27 protein-coding genes and 1 other annotated feature are annotated in these 22584 nt (G+C 37.4%); of the genes, 26 read left to right on the forward strand and 1 reads right to left on the reverse strand.

Features of this window, described 5'->3' with window-relative positions; genetic code table 11:
- Positions 1–4: 4 nt before the first annotated feature.
- The 25 genes from radC to yajC all read left to right on the forward strand — a co-directional run bounded on the left by radC (position 5) and on the right by yajC (position 20221).
- Positions 5–694: a RadC family protein gene (radC, locus tag ACTWQM_RS15390; protein ID WP_443259047.1), complete on the forward strand. Its 690-nt coding sequence runs from the start codon at positions 5–7 to the stop codon at positions 692–694.
- Between the two features lie 245 nt (positions 695–939).
- Positions 940–1980 carry a rod shape-determining protein gene (locus ACTWQM_RS15395; protein WP_443259048.1) on the forward strand — a complete coding sequence of 347 codons (1041 nt, stop codon included), beginning with the start codon at positions 940–942 and terminating at the stop codon, positions 1978–1980.
- Positions 1981–1992: 12 nt separating this feature from the next.
- The gene (gene mreC / locus ACTWQM_RS15400) at positions 1993–2874 is read left to right on the forward strand and encodes a rod shape-determining protein MreC (RefSeq protein WP_443259049.1); all 882 of its coding nucleotides are present in this window, start codon (positions 1993–1995) and stop codon (positions 2872–2874) included.
- Positions 2874–3413 (forward strand): rod shape-determining protein MreD, encoded by a 540-nt coding sequence (gene mreD / locus ACTWQM_RS15405; protein ID WP_443259050.1) that lies wholly within the window; start codon positions 2874–2876, stop codon positions 3411–3413. Before mreC ends, mreD begins: the two co-directional genes overlap by 1 nt.
- Before the next feature lie 31 nt (positions 3414–3444).
- Complete coding sequence (minC, locus tag ACTWQM_RS15410; protein ID WP_443259051.1) at positions 3445–4131, forward strand: septum site-determining protein MinC; 687 nt, start codon at positions 3445–3447, stop codon at positions 4129–4131.
- Positions 4124–4921, forward strand: a complete 798-nt coding sequence (gene minD / locus ACTWQM_RS15415) for a septum site-determining protein MinD (RefSeq protein WP_443259052.1) — start codon at positions 4124–4126, stop codon at positions 4919–4921. The genes minC and minD overlap by 8 nt, the downstream gene beginning before the upstream one ends.
- A 247-nt stretch (positions 4922–5168) precedes the next feature.
- A complete protein-coding gene (locus tag ACTWQM_RS15420; RefSeq protein WP_443259053.1) occupies positions 5169–5936 on the forward strand; it encodes a peptidoglycan DD-metalloendopeptidase family protein in 768 nt (255 codons plus the stop codon).
- Positions 5923–6789 carry a M50 family metallopeptidase gene (locus ACTWQM_RS15425; protein ID WP_443259054.1) on the forward strand — a complete coding sequence of 289 codons (867 nt, stop codon included), beginning with the start codon at positions 5923–5925 and terminating at the stop codon, positions 6787–6789. The genes ACTWQM_RS15420 and ACTWQM_RS15425 overlap by 14 nt, the downstream gene beginning before the upstream one ends.
- A gap of 68 nt (positions 6790–6857) precedes the next feature.
- Positions 6858–6933, forward strand: a sequence feature (ribosomal protein L21 leader region).
- 14 nt (positions 6934–6947) lie between these two features.
- A complete protein-coding gene (rplU, locus tag ACTWQM_RS15430) occupies positions 6948–7256 on the forward strand; it encodes a 50S ribosomal protein L21 (RefSeq protein WP_443259055.1) in 309 nt (102 codons plus the stop codon).
- A 12-nt stretch (positions 7257–7268) separates the two neighbouring features.
- A complete protein-coding gene (locus tag ACTWQM_RS15435; protein WP_443259056.1) occupies positions 7269–7595 on the forward strand; it encodes a ribosomal-processing cysteine protease Prp in 327 nt (108 codons plus the stop codon).
- Between the two features lie 14 nt (positions 7596–7609).
- Positions 7610–7900, forward strand: coding sequence for a 50S ribosomal protein L27 (gene rpmA, locus ACTWQM_RS15440; RefSeq protein ID WP_209479285.1), 291 nt, complete (start codon positions 7610–7612; stop codon positions 7898–7900).
- Positions 7901–8193: 293 nt separating this feature from the next.
- Positions 8194–8721 carry a Spo0B domain-containing protein gene (locus ACTWQM_RS15445; RefSeq protein WP_443259057.1) on the forward strand — a complete coding sequence of 176 codons (528 nt, stop codon included), beginning with the start codon at positions 8194–8196 and terminating at the stop codon, positions 8719–8721.
- Between the two features lie 14 nt (positions 8722–8735).
- Positions 8736–10016, forward strand: a complete 1281-nt coding sequence (gene obgE / locus ACTWQM_RS15450) for a GTPase ObgE (protein ID WP_443259058.1) — start codon at positions 8736–8738, stop codon at positions 10014–10016.
- Positions 10017–10059: 43 nt separating this feature from the next.
- Positions 10060–10911, forward strand: coding sequence for a prephenate dehydratase (pheA, locus tag ACTWQM_RS15455; RefSeq protein ID WP_443259059.1), 852 nt, complete (start codon positions 10060–10062; stop codon positions 10909–10911).
- 482 nt (positions 10912–11393) lie between these two features.
- Entirely contained in the window at positions 11394–12491 is a 1098-nt protein-coding gene (safA, locus tag ACTWQM_RS15460) for a SafA/ExsA family spore coat assembly protein (RefSeq protein ID WP_443259060.1), read from the forward strand.
- Positions 12484–13446, forward strand: a complete 963-nt coding sequence (locus ACTWQM_RS15465) for a phosphotransferase (RefSeq protein WP_443259061.1) — start codon at positions 12484–12486, stop codon at positions 13444–13446. The genes safA and ACTWQM_RS15465 overlap by 8 nt, the downstream gene beginning before the upstream one ends.
- Before the next feature lie 31 nt (positions 13447–13477).
- Entirely contained in the window at positions 13478–14221 is a 744-nt protein-coding gene (gene nadE / locus ACTWQM_RS15470; RefSeq protein WP_443259062.1) for an NAD(+) synthase, read from the forward strand.
- A 69-nt stretch (positions 14222–14290) separates the two neighbouring features.
- Positions 14291–14842, forward strand: coding sequence for a YhcN/YlaJ family sporulation lipoprotein (locus tag ACTWQM_RS15475; RefSeq protein WP_443259063.1), 552 nt, complete (start codon positions 14291–14293; stop codon positions 14840–14842).
- A gap of 239 nt (positions 14843–15081) precedes the next feature.
- The gene (locus tag ACTWQM_RS15480) at positions 15082–15813 is read left to right on the forward strand and encodes a YebC/PmpR family DNA-binding transcriptional regulator (RefSeq protein WP_443259064.1); all 732 of its coding nucleotides are present in this window, start codon (positions 15082–15084) and stop codon (positions 15811–15813) included.
- Between the two features lie 103 nt (positions 15814–15916).
- On the forward strand, positions 15917–16522 hold the full coding sequence (gene ruvA / locus ACTWQM_RS15485; protein WP_443259065.1) for a Holliday junction branch migration protein RuvA: 606 nt from the start codon (positions 15917–15919) through the stop codon (positions 16520–16522).
- A gap of 15 nt (positions 16523–16537) precedes the next feature.
- Positions 16538–17539, forward strand: a complete 1002-nt coding sequence (ruvB, locus tag ACTWQM_RS15490; protein WP_443259066.1) for a Holliday junction branch migration DNA helicase RuvB — start codon at positions 16538–16540, stop codon at positions 17537–17539.
- The gene (locus ACTWQM_RS15495) at positions 17536–17736 is read left to right on the forward strand and encodes a DUF2905 domain-containing protein (RefSeq protein WP_443259067.1); all 201 of its coding nucleotides are present in this window, start codon (positions 17536–17538) and stop codon (positions 17734–17736) included. The genes ruvB and ACTWQM_RS15495 overlap by 4 nt, the downstream gene beginning before the upstream one ends.
- A 19-nt stretch (positions 17737–17755) precedes the next feature.
- A complete protein-coding gene (gene queA, locus ACTWQM_RS15500; protein WP_443259068.1) occupies positions 17756–18784 on the forward strand; it encodes a tRNA preQ1(34) S-adenosylmethionine ribosyltransferase-isomerase QueA in 1029 nt (342 codons plus the stop codon).
- 15 nt (positions 18785–18799) lie between these two features.
- Complete coding sequence (gene tgt / locus ACTWQM_RS15505; RefSeq protein ID WP_443259069.1) at positions 18800–19939, forward strand: tRNA guanosine(34) transglycosylase Tgt; 1140 nt, start codon at positions 18800–18802, stop codon at positions 19937–19939.
- Positions 19940–19957: 18 nt separating this feature from the next.
- Positions 19958–20221: a preprotein translocase subunit YajC gene (gene yajC, locus ACTWQM_RS15510; RefSeq protein WP_443259070.1), complete on the forward strand. Its 264-nt coding sequence runs from the start codon at positions 19958–19960 to the stop codon at positions 20219–20221.
- Positions 20222–20311: 90 nt separating this feature from the next.
- On the opposite strand, the gene ACTWQM_RS15515 is transcribed toward yajC, so the two are convergent.
- Positions 20312–20695 (reverse strand): TIGR04086 family membrane protein, encoded by a 384-nt coding sequence (locus ACTWQM_RS15515; protein ID WP_443259071.1) that lies wholly within the window; start codon positions 20693–20695, stop codon positions 20312–20314.
- A gap of 139 nt (positions 20696–20834) precedes the next feature.
- On the opposite strand from ACTWQM_RS15515, the gene ACTWQM_RS15520 reads away from it, so the two are divergent.
- Positions 20835–22136, forward strand: a complete 1302-nt coding sequence (locus ACTWQM_RS15520; RefSeq protein ID WP_443259072.1) for an ArsB/NhaD family transporter — start codon at positions 20835–20837, stop codon at positions 22134–22136.
- The last annotated feature ends 448 nt before the right edge of the window (positions 22137–22584 follow it).

Here is a 22584-nt window from a genome sequence, read left to right on the forward strand (position 1 = left end):
GTTGATGACTTCACCGACTATTATGATTAAGGATGTACCTAAGGAAGATCGCCCACGTGAAAGACTGCTTAAATTAGGTTCAAGTCATTTATCTAATCAGGAACTACTCGCAATATTGCTTGGAAGTGGGACAAGAGAAGAATCCGTAATGACTTTATCTAACAGGGTCTTAATGCACTTTGAAGGGTTAAACCTGCTTAAAGACGCTACCATTGAGGAACTGACAGCGATTAAAGGCATTGGAGAAGCTAAAGGCGTATTGCTGCTTTCTGCAATGGAGTTAGGAAGAAGAATGAACCAGTATAAGCCGAATGAACGTTATATTATTCGTTCTCCGGAAGATGGAGCAGACTATGTAATGGAAGAGATGCGAAATCTTAACCAAGAACATTTTGTTGTATTATTCTTAAATACTAAAAACCAAATCATTCATCGTCAGACGATTTTTATTGGAAGTTTGAATGCTTCGATTGTACATCCGCGAGAAGTTTATAGAGAGGCTGTCAAACGTTCTGCAGCTTCTATCATCTGTGCTCACAATCATCCCTCCGGAGACCCGGCCCCATCCCAGGAAGATATACATGTCACACGACGTTTAGTTGAATCAGGAAAGATGATTGGGATAGAACTTCTGGACCACCTGGTCATTGGTGATCGTAAATTTGTGTCCTTAAAAGAAAAAGGATACTTATAAAACACTATCTATTTTTTAATTTTTTTCGTATAATTGTATAGAAGTAGAAGTTGCGCCAGTTTCCGGATTAATATGAAATTGGCGCTTATTATAATTATTTTTCCGAATAAAGATGTTTACTTTGAGTTATAAAAATGTTTAAAATTATGAGTTGAGGTTATATTGCAGCACTAAAGTTAAGTAGATATAGTGAAGTTACATAAACATACAACTAACGAAATGGCTATTTGGAAAGGAAGATTTTTTTGGGTGGATTTAGTTTGTCACAGGACTTAGGAATAGATTTAGGTACAGCGAATACACTTGTGTTTGTGAAAGGAAAAGGTGTTGTTGTTCGGGAACCAACAGTAGTCGCTAAGAATATTCAAACAGGAGAAATCGAAGCTGTAGGAAGTTCAGCACGGAATATGATTGGGCGGACTCCTGGAAATATTTCTGTTGTTCGGCCAATGAAAGATGGTGTCATTGCAGATTATGATACTACTGCAGTAATGATGAAATATTATATAAAAAAAGCGATGCGTAATCGATCTATGTTTGCTAGGAAGCCAAATGTAATGATTTGTGTTCCATCGGGTATCACTATGGTGGAGGAACGTGCAGTAATTGATGCGACAAAGCAGGCTGGTGCGAAGGATGCCTTTCCTATTGCGGAACCATTTGCAGCAGCTATTGGTGCAGGATTACCTGTCTGGGAACCAACAGGCAGTATGATTGTTGATATTGGTGGAGGAACTACTGAAGTTGCTGTTATTTCACTTGGTGGAATTGTGACGAGTCAATCAATTCGAACAGCAGGGGATGACATGGATGAGTCGATCACCAACTATATTCGCAAACATTATAATTTAATGATAGGTGAACGTTCTGCAGAATCGATTAAAATGGACATTGGAACTGCAGGAGAAATAACCGAGGATATCGAAATTGATATAAGAGGTCGTGATTTATTAACAGGCCTACCGAAGACAATTTCGATAACAGCAAAAGAAATAGCTGTTTCATTAAATGATACAGTTCAGGCCATTATTGATGCAGTCAAAAACACACTGGAGAAGACCCCTCCTGAACTAGCTGCAGACATTATGGATCGTGGCATAGTATTATCCGGTGGGGGAGCTCTTTTACGAAACTTGGATAAAATTATTAGTGATGAGACAAAAATGCCTGTTTTTGTTACAGAAGATCCTCTGGATAGTGTAGCAATTGGGACAGGTAAATCCTTGGAATACATTCAACACTTTCGTTCCCATCCGAATGTATCATCTCGTCCTACTATTGAGTAGGCAGGTGTATACATGCCAATTTTTCGTAAAAAAAGATTATTCATATTATTAATCGGAATTATCATTCTAGTTGCAATGATTGGTTTTTCCTTAAGGGATAGAGATAATCTTTCAACACCAGAGCAGTTTTTGAAGGATACGGTTGGATGGGCCCAAAATATTATACACACTCCGGTAAATTATATATCAACTATTTTTACTAATATTGATGATATTAAAAATACGTATAGTGAGAATCAGTTATTACGAGAAAAGTTAGCTCAATATAAAAGCTTGGTCTACGAAGTACAGGAGTTAAAAGAAGACAATGCCGAGCTACGTGAGACTCTAAAGAAAACAGAATCTATTCAAGACTACAATCCGATACAGGCAACTGTATTGTCCCGATCACCTGAACGGTGGATTGAGCAGGTAACGATTAATAAGGGGAAACAGGATGGTGTGAAAGAAAACTTGGCGGTTATTACAGCGGAAGGTATGATTGGAAAAATTCAGACTGTCTCTCAATTTACATCAACAGTCAAACTGCTTTCTGGCTTTGATCAATTTAATCGAGTTTCTGCAACTATTTCTCAGGAAGACAGTAAAGATATTTTTGGACTAATCGAAGAGTTTGATGATGAATCAAATAACTTGTTGTTTAAAATTATCGAGGAATCTAATAAGGATATTAAAAAAGGGGAGTTAGTAGTATCTTCTGGTATGGGTGGCGTATTTCCTGCTGGATTACCAATTGGTACTGTGAAAGAGGTTAAACCTGACCAGTACGGATTAACACGAACTGCACTTATTGAACCAGCGGCAGACATGTATGAAATAAGTAACGTAATTGTCGTTGATCGCTCTCTAACTGAAGACAAAACACCCAACGATACCGAGGAGGACAATGAGTAATGAAGCGAATAATTATTCCTCTCATCCTCTTTTTATTACTCGTGTCAGAAGGTGTTGCACTGGAGTTATTACCTGTTTCGCTAGTGAAGAGTGACTTGGCTATAGTACCCCATTGGGTCTTTGTATATCTGTTATTTCTGGCAATTTTTTATGATCGAGAAAACACATATTTTTCTGTTTTGTATGGATTAATATTTGGTTTATTAATTGATATTGTCTACACAGGGGTTTTAGGTGTTTATATGTTCTCCTATGCCTTAGTAATATATATTATTCACGGGCTTACCAAAATGCTTCATGCTAATTTCTTTGTAAGCGTGCTACTTGGAATGATAGGGTTAGTATTGTGTGAGGTTTCCATTAATGCTATTTATACTGTAGTTGGAATATCAGATATGACATGGAAGGATTATCTGATTTATCGAATGGTACCGACTGTAATTGCCAATATTCTATTTTTGACCGCATTATATCCAATTATGATGACAAGACTTAACAGCTGGAGAAATGAACAGTTATCTACAAAAAATACATTTTAATGTCGAGGTAAATTATTGAGGTGAGCTTATTGTGCTTGATAAGAAACAAATGATAACCATTAAAGGTACAAAAGACGGACTAACGTTGTTTATAGAAGATCAAGGTTCGTTTGAAGCGGTTATGGATGAACTAAGTGATAAATTAGCAGAAAATAATCCCAAACAGGATGAACCGGTGGTATCTGTAACCGTGAAGCTGGGGAATAGATATCTGTATGATCAGCAGAAAAAGCAGTTAAGTGATTTAATCGCTAATAAAAATCGCTTCTTTATACATTCATTTGACTCTGAAGTTATTCGCAGGGATGAAGCTTTGAACTGGAAAGAGGATAGTGATGTTAAATCAATTAACAGAATAGTAAGGTCGGGCCAGGTTTTGGAAATAGTTGGAGATTTGCTGCTGATAGGTGATGTGAATCCTGGTGGCAAAGTAATCACTACTGGTAATATTTTTGTCATGGGCAGTCTAAGAGGAATTGCACATGCCGGATTAAATGGAGATCGTGATGCAGTAATAGCTGCATCATATATGAAACCAAGTCAACTCCGTATTGCAGATTATATTAGCCGTGCTCCAGATTATGAATCTGAAGGTGTTTATATGGAATGTGGCCTGATTGATGAAAAGCAGGACAAGATTGTTATTGACCGACTACAAGTTCTTTCACATAAACGAAAAGATATAAGCGGTTTTGAAAGGAGAATGCAGAATGGGTGAATCAATAGTCATAACTTCTGGTAAAGGAGGAGTTGGTAAAACAACCACAACTGCAAATATCGGCACTGCTTTGGCTTTAATGGAGAATAAGGTTTGTCTGATTGATACAGATATTGGTTTAAGAAACCTTGATGTAGTAATGGGACTCGAAAATCGTATTATCTATGATATTGTTGATGTTATTAATGAACGTTGTAAACTTAAACAAGCATTAATAAAGGATAAGCGATTCGATCATTTAACACTTTTACCTGCAGCGCAAACGAGTGATAAGACCGCAGTAACAACTGAAGGTATGCAGAAAATCATTGAGGAACTGAAGCAGGAATATGATTATATTATTATTGATTGCCCGGCTGGGATAGAACAGGGATTCCAAAATGCAGTCGCTGGAGCTGACAAGGCAATTGTTGTTACGACACCTGAGAAATCAAGTGTTAGAGATGCAGACAGAATAGTTGGGTTGTTGGAACAAGAGGATATAGAATCTCCTAAACTAGTAATAAACCGAATACGCAATCATATGATGAAAAGTGGAGATATGCTGGACATAGATGATATTATTCAAATTCTATCGATTGATCTTATAGGTATTGTAATTGATGATGATGAAGTTATTAAAGCATCAAATCACGGTGAGCCTGTTGCTCTTCAGTCAAACTCAAAGGCATCAATTGCTTATCGAAACATTGCACGGCGAATATTAGGTGAGACTGTTCCACTTCAGTCACTTGAAGATGAGAAAGGCATGTTCCAAAAAGTGAAAAGTTTCTTCGGCATGCGCTCATAGCAATTAGCTAAAACATGCAATAAGCCTTTAACAGGTTTTTGCATGTTTTTTAGTAGTTAAGCAGGATAATGTTACTAATGCTCCAGGCATTATTTTCTATGCCCGATTGATTATATCTTTTATAGGTTTACCCTTTTCAGGAATGTTGTATTATTACCTGTCAGCAGGATCTTGCTATTATTCTTAACATATCTTTCGCTTATTGCACATAGACTTGTACAAAAGCATGATGAGGGTTGTGAGGATAATGGATAAAGGGATTAAAAAAGTAAGAAAATCAATTAATCAACGGAAAAAAATGCGAGGGTTAAATCCAAAAGATACACATTCAAAGCCATATTTGCCTTCCTTTCCACAAGAAGAGGAGAAACATGGTTATTTCCCTATTTTCACCGACAACACTGGTACATCAAAAAATACCAGTCAGCGTATTTCCGGATTTGCTGTGAAGGGAATTCTTTCCGTAATGCTTTTTTTTGGAACAGCCCTGCTGTTCCAAACTGATGCGGAGTTATTAACAGGTCCCAAAAAGTGGACAGGCAATGCTTTAACAGAAGAATTTCCTTTTGCTAGTGTCAATCAATGGTATCAGGAAACATTTGGAGCACCAATGGCACTGACACCAAATCAGAATCAAGATGCAGATGAAGAAAAGTCTCTTGCTTTACCGGTTTCTGGGAGTGTCTCAGAATCCTTTCAAGCAAATGGAACTGGGATTATGATCACACCAAATACAGCATCGAATGTATCATCTCTGCGTGGAGGAGTAGTTATTTTTGCAGGAAATGATACAGAGACTAATAAAACAGTAATTGTCCAACATGCCGATAGCAGTAAAACAGTATATGGCTATCTAAGTTCGATTGATGTTCACTTGTATCAGTTTGTAGATAAAAATCAAATGTTAGGAAAAATTGAGCCATCTACTGAAAATAAAATGGTTTATTTCGCTATTGAAAAAGAGAACGAATATGTGGATCCTGTACAGGTGATTAAAGTTGATGACTCTCCGTAAATTTTTCCCTGTAATCCACATTCATCCAATATTATTAATATTCATTATTGTTTCCTTTTTAACTGGTACATTCATAGAGTTGATGGTTATATTAGGAATCGTATTCTTCCATGAACTTGGACATTTTACAATGGCTAAAATGTTTAAGTGGCGTATTAGAGGTATTATGCTATGGGTTTTTGGTGGTGTAATGGATACCGACGAAAATGGGACAAAGCCCCTTCCTGAGGAAATTTTAGTTACCATAGCAGGGCCATTTCAGCATTTATTTATCTACATGCTGCTATTATTTATGTCTGCAAATAGTATACTCCCATCCTCGATTATAGAGTTGGCAGTCTTTTATAATAGTGTAATACTATTCTTTAATTTATTACCAATCTGGCCATTAGATGGTGGTAAGCTAATATTCCAGATTCTTTCAACGTTATTACCGTATCGTAAGGCATATAATTATGTTATTATATTTTCAATAGGTACTTGTATTATATTTTTAATCGTACAATTACTCTTTATTCCGTTTACATTGAGCGCCTTTATTCTGTTTCTATTTTTGCTTATGGAGAATAGATCAGACTGGAAGCAACGTTATTATGTATTTATTCGTTTTTTACTTAAGCGTTATCATGGTGAAACATATATAAGAGGGATTCGGCCCTTGGAAGTTTCGCATGACAGTTTTTTAATGGATATCTTCAGTGATTTTTATCGGGAAAAAAGACATCCTATTTATGTGACGTTTCCTGGAAATATTCGTGAAACGGTTGATGAAATGGACTGTTTGCACAGTTATTTTCATGAGAGAAATTACAATAAGCCAATCGGAGAAATTACAGGTTATCTGTCAGGATGATTTTCTGCCAGTCAGCTTGACAAATGTTTCGTAAACATGGTAACATCAATACGTTAATCATCGTAGCACCAGTGCTACAACCGCGCAGAACAGGTTATAAACTCGAAGTGTTGGGTACCTGTGATGGCGAGTCTTAGTTAATTAGGGAGGTGCAAGATATGTACGCAATTATTGAAACAGGCGGTAAACAAGTAAAAGTTGAAGAAGGACAAGAAATTTATGTTGAAAAAGTAGAAGCAGACGCAAACGAATCTGTTACTTTTGAAAATGTTCTTTTCGTAGGTGGAGATGATGTTAAGGTAGGTGCACCATATGTGAGTGGCGCAACAGTAACGGCAAAAGTTGAGAAACAGGGTCGTAAGAAAAAGATTACTGTTTTTAAATATAAGCCAAAGAAAAACTATCATCGTAAACAAGGTCATCGTCAGCCATACACAAAATTAGTTATTGATAAAATTAATGCATAAAGGTTTTGGCTTATGATTAATGTAACTGTATATCGAAATAATAATCAAATTACTATGTTTGAATTATCCGGACATGCAGATAGTGGCCCATATGGCTATGATTTAGTCTGTGCAGGTGTTTCGGCTGTATCATTTGGTGCAGTAAATGCAGTTATGAAACTGTCTGAAGCAGAGCTTGAGATCGAACAGGAAGATGAAGGTTATCTTTGTGTTACTGTTCCTGGTCAGTTGGATAAGGCTGTTTCGGATAAAGTTCAACTCTTGTTCGAAGGTATGCTTATTTCATTGGAAACTATTGAACGTGAGTATAGTAAGTTTGTTACAATTCAAAGTAAATAAGGAGGTGCAACAACATGCTACGTCTAGATTTACAGTTTTTCTCTCAGAAAAAAGGTGCTGGTAGTACTAAGAACGGTCGTGATTCAGAATCCAAACGTCTTGGTGCAAAACGTGCGGATGGCCAGGTTGTTACTGGTGGATCTATTTTATTCCGTCAACGTGGGACAAAGATTTATCCTGGTGTTAACGTAGGCCGCGGCGGAGATGACACTTTATTTGCAAAAATCGATGGTATCGTTAAATTTGAACGCTATGGTCGTGACCGCAAAAAAGTTAGTGTATACCCAGTTGCCAAGGAAGCTTAATAGGTAATATAAAACTCCAGCCAATAATTTGGTTGGAGTTTTTTTAGGCAGATAAGAAGGTAACATGGCTGTTTTTATACAAATATTGTTGAGATGTTTTGCGGACACCAGGGACCTTATTTGACACAATTGCTCTCTACTAATCATTATGAAAATGAACTTGTAATAGAGCTAAAGAAGTGATTTCATATAAGTATAACGACTTACCTATCTGCCTAACTGTAACCTTCACCATTTGGCGACAAACTAAGTTCTTAAATGGTATACTTTCTATAGTATTGGGGGAGAGAATGATGGAAGAAAAAGATGTTATAAAGGTTTTGCGCCATTATCGCCATGATTTATTGAATCATCTGCAGATTATCCACGGCTATTTAAGTATGGGTAAGACAGATAAAGTGAAATTGAAGGTAACGGAATATTTGCAGCTTCTGGATGAGGAACGGAAACTTGTTAATTTAAATACTCCGTTATTTGCATTATCTTTAATTCAATTCGATTCCCTACATACCAATTTCCGTTTGACATATCATATACATATAGATAATAAGGACTTACAGTATTTAGATGAAGTGCTGGAAAGTAGCACTAATCAATTGATGAGCCAGATTAAAAATATGTCTGATAAAACAGAGTTATTTGAAGTCCATTTACAAATGTATGAAGTATCTTCTTCATCTATGATAGAATTAAAACTTACTGTTAATGGTAAATTTCCAAGTACTGAAAAATTAATGAAAAATATAGAAAGTATGGGACAGAATTTAGAAGTACATCAGAAACCGAATGGTATCGTGTGTACTATCAGTATCCCTTGCTAATGAGGTGAACAATAATGTTTGTAGATCAGGTTAGTGTATATGTTAAAGCAGGTGATGGCGGAAATGGCCTTGTTGCATATCGGAGAGAAAAATATGTACCTTTAGGCGGACCAGCCGGTGGTGATGGTGGTAATGGTGGCGACGTTGTTTTCAAGGTTGATGAAGGACTTAACACATTAATGGATTTCAGGTATAACCGCCATTTTAAGGCAAAGCGCGGGGAGAACGGGATGAGCCAAAATCAGCATGGTAAAAATGCAAATCCATTAGTAATTGATGTCCCACCTGGCACAACAGTGGTTGATGAAGAAACAAAAGAGGTAATTGCCGATTTAACCACACATGGTCAAGAGGCTGTGATTGCTAAAAGTGGCCGTGGCGGGCGTGGTAATTCCCGTTTTGCTACTCCAAGAAATCCTGCACCAGAGATTGCAGAGAATGGTGAGCCCGGGCAGGAACGTAATATTAAAGTAGAATTAAAATTACTTGCAGATGTTGGGTTAGTCGGTTTCCCAAGCGTTGGAAAATCAACATTATTGTCTGTTGTTAGTGCTGCTAAACCAAAGATTGCTGACTATCATTTTACAACGTTAGCACCTAACCTTGGAGTAGTTGACACAGCTGACAACCGGAGTTTTGTGATGGCAGATTTACCTGGTTTAATTGAAGGTGCCCATGAGGGAATCGGATTAGGTCATCAGTTCTTACGTCATGTTGAACGTACTCGCGTTATTTTACATGTGATTGATATGTCCCGTTTTGAAGGCAGAGATCCATACGATGATTTTGTGAAAATAAACCAGGAGTTAGCAGAGTATGACAAACAATTAATGGACAGACCACAAATTATCGCAGCTAATAAGATGGACATGCCTGGAGCCGAAGAAAATTTACAGGAATTTAAAGCGAAATTAACAGATGAATATCCTATCCACTCAATCTCTGCCTTAACGAAAGATGGATTGCGAGATATATTGTTTGAAATTGCAGATACACTGGATAAGATACCGAAGCATTCAAATGTGATAGAGGATGTTGATGAAAAGGTTGTCTACCGGTATAAAAAAGAAGAAACTCCATTTACGATCACGCGTGATTCTGATGGTGCTTATGTGTTATCAGGTAATAAAATAGAGAAGTTATTTAAAATGACTGATTTCGCTAAGGATGAAGCGGTTCAGCGCTTTTCCAGACAAATTCGTGGAATGGGTGTTGATGATGCTTTACGGAAACGTGGAGCTAAAGACGGTGACACCATTCGAATAGGGGATTTTGAGTTCGAATTTATTGAATAGGCATTTTAGATGATGGCATCGGCGATACAAGGGGGACTAGTATATGGTGAAAATAGGTTATTTAGGACCACGGGGAACATTTACAAAGTTAGCAGTGGATACTGCATTTAACGGGGAAGATAAACACAGCTTTGAAACAATTCCAGAATGCATCGATGCTGTTCAGGAAAATCGAATTGAAATTGGTGTAGTGCCTCTTGAAAATGCTATTGAAGGCACAGTACAGTTAACAGTTGATTACCTTGTACATCAAGTGAGGTTACCAATTATTGCTGAAATTGTAGTACCAATTCAGCAGCATTTACTTGTATCACCAAATTTCTCAGGTGATTTATCGAATTTGGAGGAAATTCATTCACATAGTCATGCAATTGCACAATGTCATCAATTTATTCATAAATACATGCCAGAAGCAACAATGAATTTTGTCTCTTCTACTGGAAAGGCTGCAGAAATAATTAGTAAAAGTAATAAAAACATTGCTGCTATTGGTAACAAACTGGCAGCGGAAGAATATGGTTTAAGGATTTATCAGGAAAATATTCATGATTATCCAAATAATCATACAAGATTTGCAGTCCTGGCAAAAAATGAAGACATTGTTAAGATAAAACATGATAAACAAGCTGAAAAGACCAGCTTATTAATAACGTTGCCAAGTGATTATGCTGGTGCACTTCATCAAGTGCTTTCTGCATTTGCTTGGCGAAAAATGAACCTTTCTAAAATAGAGTCAAGACCGATGAAGACTGGCCTAGGAAATTATTTTTTTATTGTAGATGTGAATCAGCCATACGATGAAGTACTTTTTCCAAGTGTTCAGGCTGAATTGGAGGCTTTAGGCTGTAAGGTAACAGTTTTGGGTACTTATCCTGTTTATCAAATGGATATCTAATATTAGCCGTTTACTCTCTTTATAGGGTAAACGGTTTTTTTACTGACTAAGAAACATAAATTTGAGCGCTGTGGATAACTAACCAAGCTATCTAGCCACGTATTCTGCCGGAAAGAACCGATGTTTTTACTTAATATAGGGATGAAGTATTGTCACCCGGAACGAGGATCCGCCAAACAATCGAAGTGGATCCTCATTCCTTTAAAATATGAATTCTTCAACAACAAGTCCGAAATGTATGCTAATTATTCATTCTCTCTAAAGACTGACCCCATTACTATTGGAAGAAAGCCTTATTTTTATAAAAAGTAAATGAAAATTTTGGTAACTGGTATAAGTGTGACAAAGGTTTTTGCTAGAAACCGTAATAATAGCCCAAGCCTTCTAAAAAAATTTATTTCAACTTTTACAATTTCATTGCATATGTTGTTAATGAGTGATTTGCCCAGTTTTAAATTGAAATGAAAGGAGTATGGTTTGATTTGAAAATTCACATTGTACAAAAGGGCGATACATTATGGGAAATAGCTAAAAACTATGGTGTAGATTTCGACCAGTTAAAACAGCTGAATCCTCAATTATCCAGCCCTGATATGATAATGCCTGGTATGAAAATTAAAATACCCAGTACATCAAAGCCAGTAAAAAAAGAGACAATGGAGATGAAAGAAACGCAAAAGCCGAAAACACAGCAACCGTACAAAGACACATCTCCAAAACCAATACCAGTGGTTAAAGAAGATGATGAGAAAAAGCCAAAAAGCATACAACCGAAAATGCCAATGCAGCCAAAAATGCAACCGAAAATGCAGCCCATGATGCAAATGCCAACGATGGAACAGGAAATGAATAACTATACCACCATAAACTTTCCTGAGATGCCTCCATATCCGGGTCCAGAGGAAGAACCAGAAAAGATGCAATATATGCCAATGCAACAGCCGATGATTCCAGTCTATTGTTTCTGTCCACCACCTCCAATGCACCACGCTGTTCCAAATGCAATGGGGAAGAAGGATTGTGGATGCGGCGGTCCGCAACCAATGGTTAGTCCGATGCAAAATAATCAAATGCCGATGGTGGGTCCAATGCAAAGTAATCCAATGCCGATGGTGAATCCAATGCAAAGTAATCCAATGCCAATGGTAAGTCCAATGCATGATAACCCAGTGCCAATGGTAAATCCAATGCATGATAATCAAATGCCGATGCAAAGTCCTATGCAGTACCCAAGTCAGTATCCAAATCAATACCCGAATCAGGGACCTATGCCAACGAATAATCCGTACCATTATGGAAATATGGAATCAATTGAATCTTCACCTAGCATGGATATGCCAGTAAAACCAGCACAGATCCCCTATATGAATAATTACAGTCCATTAGATGCACAGGTTCCACCGCAGACAATGGGTGCCCAGCAAGGCTTTCATTCACCAAATATGCCACCACAGTCACACCCGTATTTTGCTAATGCCACTAACAATAATATGCCATATCCATCACCACCAGGTTTTGATGAGAATTCGATGTTTGATTTCCGTGAAGATGAAGATGAGGACAATTCAAAAAGTGAGTAGCTTTATTCAAGGAGACGAGATGAATTTTGATCATCTCTCTTCTTTTTTATCTGAATATGGAAAACTTAATACAAGAAGCATGACCAATATCAATCGTAACGTTTTTTATTTGAAAGCTTCTAATGGTAGAGCTTTTATTTTAAAAAGGCATCATAAGAAAACAAGGATGGAACAACAGTGGCACTTTTTTGAAAAGATAAAGTCTCCTAATATAGTTTCTTTTGAATATTTTCCAAATCAGAAGAAGTTTATTTATGATGGATCTCACTATTGGACAATATCCCCATATGTCAAGGGAAAGAAATTAAATTATTTAGTTGAAAAAGACCGAACGGAATGTCTGGAATCGTTGAGAATATTTCATGAGCAAGCGAAAGGGATTAATATATTAAATCCCTTAAGGAAAGATACTTTTTACCTACGATGGTACAAAAGATTGCAGCTATTTAAAGAGACTGATTATATTTTCCGAGAATATCATTTTGATTCATTATATGAGGACATCGTACAAACGACAGAAAAACATTTGCGAATTGTTGCTGGGTTCCCGTGGAATAGGATTGAGCGACAAGCAAAGGTGGATGGTAAATGGATTCATGGAGATGTCGCTTCACACAATTTTATTCGTAACCAAAAAGGTATATATATCATCGATTTTGACCTTCTTTTATGTGCACCAGAGCTATATGACTATATCCAGTTAGGGCAACGCTTTCTGCCTTATATAAACTGGGATTTAAATAAGTTGCTTTCTTACAAAATGGTTGAGGAGAAATATATGAAAGCTTGGTTATTGGCCATATTGATACCTAGTGATGTTCTTAGGGAATGGATTCACTTTTTGCATCATACTTCAGGTAATTCCATTTATACTTATTTATCTGAAATGGAGATGGACTGGGTGAAAAGACAATCATTTTTAAATAGTGCTAAACTAATGCTAAAATCAATGTAGATACTTTTACTTCGATAAGGGAGCGATTACTATGGAAAAAATTGTAGATGAAATTGTGCAATGGCTACAGGAACGCGTGAAAGAAGCTGGGGTAAATGGATTGATGGTAGGTGTTAGCGGTGGTCTTGATTCAGCGGTTGTAGCACACTTGATTCAGAGAGCATTTCCTGACAATTCATTAGGAGTTATGATGCCATTAAATAGCAATCCTAATGATATGGTTCATGCAAAGAAAGTAATTGAAAGCTGTGGGATAAATAAACTTACTGTTGATTTGACAGAAACACATCAGGTAATGTACGAAAGTATTCAAAATCAATTAAAACAAAAAAATGAATTCAAAGAGAAAAATGCCCAGCTTGCAGAAGCAAATCTTAGAGCAAGGTTACGCATGAGTTCGTTATATGCGGTTGCAGCTAACTATAATTACCTTGTTGTCGGGACAGATAATGCAGCTGAATGGTATACAGGTTATTTCACAAAATATGGAGATGGTGGAGTAGATATTTTACCAATTGTTGAATTTACAAAACAGGAAGTAAGAGAAATAGCCAGTTATCTAGGTGTACCGGATGAAATTGTTCATAAGGACCCAAGTGCAGGACTTTGGGAAGGACAAACCGATGAAGAGGAGATGGGTACAACATACGATAAAATTGATGCCTATCTAAAAGGTGAAAAAATTCCAGAGGCAGATAAAGAAGTTATTGAAAAAATGCACAGACGCACTGCACATAAGCGGAATCCTGTAAAACAATTCAATATTTCAAAATAATAATTCCCTTTATTTAACTGTTTAAAAAAATCTCTCTTATACAATCTAATGGTAAGGGAGGTTTTTTTTATGTGGATAAAAAGGCTAACAATAATTTCAGTTACAATTTTTGCTTTAGTTGGGTGTGGGACAGAAGAGGAAGGAACGCAAAATAATCCTGAAAATATGAATACACAGCCGATTAATTATGAAACGAAAGAAGAGCAAGAAGAACGAACTGGTAATGAAGAACAAAATATTGGCGAGCAGGGTGGATATCCTCAAAGTGAACAAACTGAGATGAATGATGGTGACGCTAACGCTCAAAGCGATAAATATACCAATCAGACATCTATTTCAATAGCAAAAAAATTAAAAGAACGAAAGGAAGTTGTTCAGGCCCAGGTTGCTGCATCTGATAATAAAGTAATTGTTGGAGTCATAATAAGCCCAAGTTCTCCTCCAAACATGAGGGAGATACTGAAACAGGAAGTTCATGAGATGATACCAAACCGGGAAGTTGAAGTATATACGGATGACATCTACTGGGATCGTATGCGAAATAAAGATTCAAGGCTGGACCAACTCAATGGTGATATGAACGAATTTCTCAATGAATTTTTCAACACTACAAGGGATTAAAGTCTTTGCAATGCAAAGGCTTTTTATTTTTAGGCGTGGTGAAAAGCCAAGAAATCTAATCCCTCTTTTACTTTTATCGTTTCTCTTCCCGATTAGGTCGCATTCTATTAGTATATTTTTTGTTTTAAGTGACACTTTTTTAACCTGGGATTCGATTGTAGCAGTAGAACCAGCACTTTAATGATTCAGCTATTTTTGGTATAGTTAAAAAGGGAAATACACAGAGAGGAGAATGTCCTATGGCTGGTCATTCTAAATGGAAGAATATTCAAAAGAGAAAAAATGCACAAGATGCTAAAAAAGGGAAAGTATTTATGCACCATGCTAAAGAAATCTATACGGCAGCCAAGCAAGGTGGAGGAGATCCAGAAATGAATGCCTCCCTAAGAATGGCAGTTGACAAGGCTAAGTCAGATAACATGCCGAACGAAAATATTGAACGAGCGATTAAGAAAGCTACGGGAGCACTGGATGGAGCAAACTTTGAGGAGATAACGTACGAAGGATATGGTCCAGGTGGTGTTGCAGTTATTGTCAATATTTTAACAGATAATAAAAATAGAACCGCTTCTGAAATAAGGCATGCTTTTAAGAAAAATAATGGGAACCTGGGTGAAAATGGAAGTGTTTCCTTTATGTTTGATCGAAAAGGCTATGTTGTTATCACTAATGAGGATGGGACAATTGATGAAGATGAACTCACACTGGAGGCCATTGAAGCAGGTGCAGATGATATCATCACAGAAGAGGATGCATATGAAATAATGACAGCACCGGAGAATTTTAAGGACGTGTGTGAACATTTACGTGAAAGTGGTTATCAATTGGAAAGTTCAGAAATCACCTTTATTCCACAAACATATAGTTCTCCTTCTGAAGATGATGAGAAAAATATGCTGCATCTGATTGAGATGCTTGAAGAAAATGAAGATGTGCAGGATATCCACCACAATTTAGAGGAGTCAGTATAAGGTAACAAAACTTCTGTTCTTGCATTATGAGAATGGGAGTTTTTTCTTCCTTATGTGTATAGTTATGTTAGAATAGGTGCAGGAATGAAAAGGAGAAGGTCGGATGATTGCATACATAAAGGGGACATTATCAACTATTCAGGAAGATACAGTAATTGTGGATGTACAAGGAGTTGGGTATGAGATTATTTGTGCTAACCCTTTTTTATTTCAGTCTGAATTAAATAATGAGTTGACGATAAATACATACCATTATGTACGGGAAGACACACAGGTATTATATGGATTTAAAAATGAAGATGAAAAATATCTGTTCACAAAGCTTATTTCTGTTTCAGGAATTGGACCAAAAGGTGCGTTAGCAGTTTTAGGCAGTGTTGATGTAGCAGGTTTTGTTGAAGCTATAGAGCGAGAAGATGATAAGTTTTTGACAAGTTTTCCTGGGGTAGGTAAAAAAACAGCCAGGCAAATTATTCTAGACTTAAAAGGTAAGCTAACTTCCATGGTTTCTGTTTCAGGTGAACAAGAAGTAGCAGATACAAGTAATCGGGAAACAAGTGATAGTATAAATGAAGCTCAAGAGGCATTGAAATCTTTAGGCTACACAGAACGTGAAATTAAAGCTGTCGTACCACAATTGCAATCAGAAAATAATGGGAATACAGATGAAATTATTCGAAAAGCGCTCGCATTACTAATGAAAAATTAACAAGGGGGGGATAATATGGATGAGCGAATGGTCACAGGTGAATTACAGAACGAGGATTCTACTGTTGAGCTTAGTCTCCGCCCTACAAGGCTAAATCAGTATATTGGTCAACAAAAAGTTAAAGAAAACTTGAGTATTTTTATTCAGGCAGCAAGAATGCGCGAAGAACCGCTTGATCATGTATTGTTATATGGACCGCCAGGACTTGGTAAGACGACGTTGGCGGCTATTATAGCAAATGAAATGGGCGTACAGTTCCGATCCACTTCTGGCCCTGCGATTGAACGTGCTGGGGATTTGGCAGCCATTCTGTCATCACTGGAACCTGGGGATGTGCTTTTTATCGATGAGGTGCACCGGCTTCCGCGAGCTGTCGAAGAAGTGCTATACCCTGCAATGGAAGATTTTTTTCTGGATATTGTAATTGGTACAGGTCCGAGTGCACGATCAGTTAGAATTGATTTGCCTCCGTTTACTCTTGTAGGTGCAACAACACGTGCCGGATTGTTATCAGCACCACTGCGAGATAGGTTTGGTGTCCTTAGTCGGTTGGAATTTTACGAAGCTAAAGATTTATGTGCAATTGTTGAACGAACTGCGGATATATTTGAAACGACAATTACCAAAGAAGCAGCTGGGGAAATCGCGCGGAGATCACGAGGAACACCAAGAATTGCAAATCGGTTACTAAAACGAATTCGCGATATCTCACAGGTGAAGGGTGAACAGGAAATCAGTTTAAAAACGACTGATCTCGCACTGGAAATGCTGCAGGTGGATGATGCCGGGTTAGACCATATAGATCATAAATTACTTAAAGGTATTATAGATGGATTTCAAGGCGGACCAGTTGGATTGGACACGATTGCTGCAACAGTTGGTGAAGAATCTCAAACAATTGAAGATGTGTATGAACCATACCTGCTGCAAATTGGTTTTATCCAGCGTACACCGAGGGGGAGGCTTGTGACCCCAAAAGCTTACCAGCACTTTGGAATAGCAAGGAATGATGCATGATGAATGCAGGGAAATTATTTATTATCCTTGGAATTGTACTTGTAGTGATTGGATTAATTTGGACATTTATCGGCAGGCTACCTGGTGATATTAGTTTTAAGAAAGGAAATTTTTCTTTTCACTTTCCAATCATGACGTCTATTGTGGTTAGTATTATTTTAACGCTTATTTTTTATATCATGGGAAAATTTCGTTAGACGGAGTAAGGAGAGCATCATGAACATAGAGGATTTTGATTTTAATTTACCGGAAGAATTAATTGCACAAACACCACTAAAGGACCGTGCATCATCCCGGTTGTTAGTTTTAAATCGGGAGACAAAAGAAATTGAACATAAGAATTTTACCGATATCAAACGTTACTTTAAGAAAGGTGATTGTCTTGTACTAAACGATACACGAGTTTTGCCTGCAAGGCTTTATGGGGTAAAGGAAGATACTGGTGCGAAAATAGAGGTGCTGCTTCTCCATCAGCAAGAAAAAGATGAATGGGAAGTACTGGCAAAACCAGCTAAAAAGATTAAAGTAGGGACAACACTCGTGTTCGGTGAAGGTAAACTTCGGGCAACATGCACAGCACTTAAAGACCATGGCGGGCGTATTTTTCATTTTTCATATGAAGGTATTTTTTACGAAGTTCTCGATGAGCTAGGTGAAATGCCATTGCCTCCATATATAAAGAAACAGCTATCTGAAAAAGAACGTTATCAGACGGTATATGCAAAAGAAGAAGGATCAGCCGCTGCTCCTACTGCAGGATTACACTTCACAAATTCTCTGCTGGACGAGTTGAGGGGCATGGGTGTAACAATTGCGTTTATTACATTACATGTTGGGCTGGGGACATTCCGTCCAGTCAGCGTAGATAATATTGATGACCACACGATGCATGCTGAGTTTTATCAGATGTCACAAGAGACTGCAGATACATTAACGAAGGTTAAACAATCGGGTGGGAAAATCATTTCAGTAGGAACAACTTCTACCAGAACCCTTGAAACAATTGCTAGGGATAATGACGGGCATTTTGCAGAATCAAGTGGCTGGACTGATATATTTATTTATCCCCCATACCGATTTCAGGCAATTGATGGGCTAATCACCAATTTTCATTTACCTAAATCAACACTGATTATGTTGGTAAGCGCACTCGCTGATCGGGAGAGCATTTTAAATGCATATAATGAAGCAGTTTATGAAAAGTATCGATTTTTCAGTTTCGGTGATGCGATGTTAATCTTATAAAAAGGAACGAATACAATGACAGCAATTACGTATGAACACATTAAAACATGTAAACAAACAGGTGCAAGACTTGGAAAAGTACACACACCGCATGGCTCTTTTGATACACCCACATTCATGCCAGTAGGTACACTTGCTACTGTTAAAACAATGAGTCCGGAAGAACTGCAGCAAATGAATGCAAATATTATTTTGTCTAATACATATCATCTATGGTTAAGACCTGGTGAAGATATTATTAAAGAAGCTGGTGGTCTTCATAATTTCATGAATTGGGATGGTGCAATATTAACTGACTCAGGCGGGTTCCAGGTTTTTAGTTTAAGTAAGATGCGCGATATTAAAGAGGAAGGCGTACATTTTCGAAGCCATTTGAGTGGAGAGAAGCTGTTTCTGTCACCAGAAAAGGCAATGGAGATTCAAAATGCTCTTGGGTCAGATATTATGATGGCATTTGATGAATGTCCGCCATACCCTGCAACAGAAGATTATATGAAAGCCTCGGTTGAACGAACATCACGTTGGGCTGAGCGCTGTCTGAATTCGCACCAGCGTCCCTCTGACCAAGGTTTGTTTGGAATAATCCAGGGTGGGGAATATGAAGCATTGCGTAAACAGAGTGCAGCTGATCTAACGTCGATGGATTTTCCTGGATATGCTATTGGTGGACTTTCTGTTGGTGAACCCAAGGATGTTATGAATCGCGTTCTGGAATTTACTACACCACTTTTGCCTAGCAATAAGCCTAGGTATTTAATGGGCGTAGGATCACCTGACTCATTAATTGACGGTGCAATCAGAGGGATTGATATGTTTGATTGTGTACTGCCAACACGTATTGCCCGAAATGGTACATGCATGACATCCAATGGGAGACTTGTCGTAAGAAATGCGAAATATGCACGGGACTTTAGTCCAATCGATGAGAATTGTGATTGTCATGTTTGCAAGAATTATTCACGAGCATATATCAGACACTTGGTTAAATGTAATGAAACGTTTGGATTCAGACTTACCACTTACCATAACCTCTATTTTCTGTTAAAATTAATGGAACAAGTACGAGCAGCTATTAGTGATGATCGACTTGGGGATTTTAAAGAAGCATTCTTTGAACAATATGGTTTGAATCAACCGAATGCAAAAAACTTTTAAGAAGGGAGGGAATCTATAATGAATACGTTACTATCTTTAGCACCAATTATTCTAATGTTTGTTATTTTTTATTTCTTGCTTATTCGTCCGCAACAAAAGCGACAAAAGAAGGTTAAACAAATGCAAACTGATCTTCAAAAAGGAGATGCAGTAATAACAATTGGCGGTTTTCATGGTGTTGTTCATGCAATCGATGAGAGCACAGTTATTATTCAATCAGGTGATGGTATTAAACTTACTTATGACCGAACAGCTATCCGCGAAGTGAAAGGTGAACAATAATAAATTACTGCACTGATACTTTATGATTATACATAAAGGACACAAAAGAAGCTGGTACATTATGTACTAGCTTCTTTTTCAATAGACAAATTAATTGTTATTTTCTCCTGCTACAAAATTAACCCCAATAACCCCACCGATGACTGCCGCTAACACAAACCCTATATGATGGAGTGACTGTTCCATCGAGAAAGCCTGCTGATAGCCAAGATACTGCACGAGAAAGGTGAAGAGTGTAAACCCAATCCCTGTTATAGAACCAATAATCCAGCCTTTTTGCTTACTCTTAACCCCAGCAACCAGGCCACCAATAAATAAGCAGATTAAACCGATAGCTAATGTAACCCATGATAAGGTCGTTTCCTCCATTGTTGTAAAGCGTAGTAAGAAGGCCAAGATAATACTAGTTAAGAGAATTAAACCAAGAATTATAATCCAGCCATACAACAGGGCTGTAAATTGTTGTTTTTTCATGATGCTAATCCCCCTTTCAATTGTTTGTCCATGTACTTTCATTCTATTCAGCTAATAAAAAAATAGACTGAAAATATTTTAGAAATCTCAGCATATAGTTGTAAGAAGAGATTATATTTATAATGAAAGAGGATGCTGTATGGAAGTAATATTAGCGACTGTCATTTTTATAATTAGTTACATTTTCATTATGACTGAGAAGATTAATCGTGCTGTCGTTGCGCTATCCGGCGGGGCATTATTATTATTGACTGGTATTTATAGTGCCAATGAAATGTTTACGCATTACATTGACTGGAATACTATTGCCTTATTATTTTCGATGATGCTACTTATTTCGATAACGGACAAGACAGGGTTGTTTTCCTTTATTGCTATTCGTTTTGCACAAAGAGTACGAGGTTCACCAATTCCATTATTTGTTGGGGTAAGCATACTAACTGCTATAGGATCAGCATTACTCGATAATGTTACAACGGTTTTGATATTTGTCCCAATCATTCTTAAAATAACGAAACAATTAAGCCTTCCTGCGTTTCCGTACCTGCTTATTATTATTTTTAGCTCTAACATCGGAGGTACTGCAACACTTATAGGAGATCCGCCAAACATAATGATTGGACAAGCTGTTGACCATCTTACCTTTCTGTCGTTTGTTAACCATTTGGCGCCACTGGCTATAATTATCTTTATAATAATGCTGGCATTAATGGTGATGCTGTTCCGGGGCACATTAACTGCTCAGAGCACAAACATAGATGAATTAATGGCTATAGATGCATCATCTTTTCTGGTGAAGTCACCTATGTTATATCAATCTGTTATTGTGTTAATTCTTACATTATCAGGGTTTATGCTTCATTCATTTCTGCATATTGAACTGACGATAATAGCGCTTAGTGGAGCGATACTGCTTTTGCTGTTAACAGAGAAGGAAATTGAAACAGAGTATATTTTTGCAAAAGTTGAATGGGTAACATTGTTTTTCTTCATTGGGCTTTTCACCTTGGTAGGGGGACTTGAAAAGGTGGGAATTATCGACGAAATGGCAAGAGCTATCGTTCTTTCAACTGAAGGTGATTTCTCAAAAACTGCTATACTTATTTTATGGGTTTCCGGGTTGTTTTCAGGAATCGTCGATAATATACCTTTTGTTGCAGCAATGATCCCTGTAATAGAAGAATTTGAAAGTTATGGTATGGTCTATTTAGATCCTATATGGTGGTCACTTGCACTAGGAGCATGTTTGGGGGGGAATGCAACATTGGTTGGGGCCTCGGCAAACGTTGTAGTTGCAGGATTAGCTGAAGGATCAAATCAAAAGATTCCATTTATCCGATTTATGTTGTATGGAATACCTTTTGTCTTGTTTTCGCTTATTATATCGACTATTTATGTTTACGTCCGTTATCTAATTCCGTATATGTCACAAGGCCTATAAGCAACATAACGCTTTAGAAAAAGTGTTATGTTGTTTTTGTTTTGTGTTTTTAAAAGGTTTTATGGGGTTATGGTATTGTTTGTACTTAAACTGGCAGGATTATAAGAGGATGAAGTATTGTCACTCGTGCCAATCGAAACGAGGACCCGCCAAGCAATCGAAGTGAATCCTCATTCCGCTAAATAGCAGAAAAGGTGCTCTCGGAAGGGTGAGACGGATCCTCGTTCCGCTAAATAGCAGAAAATCAGCAAAATTTGAGCTAGTAATGACAAATAGCGGAACGAGGATCCGAACCCAAGCTTAAAACGGGGGTTTTCTAGGAAATAGCTACTATGAACAAAACTGGCTCCTTAATCGTAAAGTCGTGGGTTAATTTGGTAGACTGTTACTAAGAAAGAAAAACCCAAATCAGAGCCACATTACGAAAGGAGCCTTACTATGAATAATA

The sequence above is a fragment of the Virgibacillus sp. L01 genome, assembly GCF_052246775.1.
GTDB lineage: Bacteria > Bacillota > Bacilli > Bacillales > Amphibacillaceae > Lentibacillus.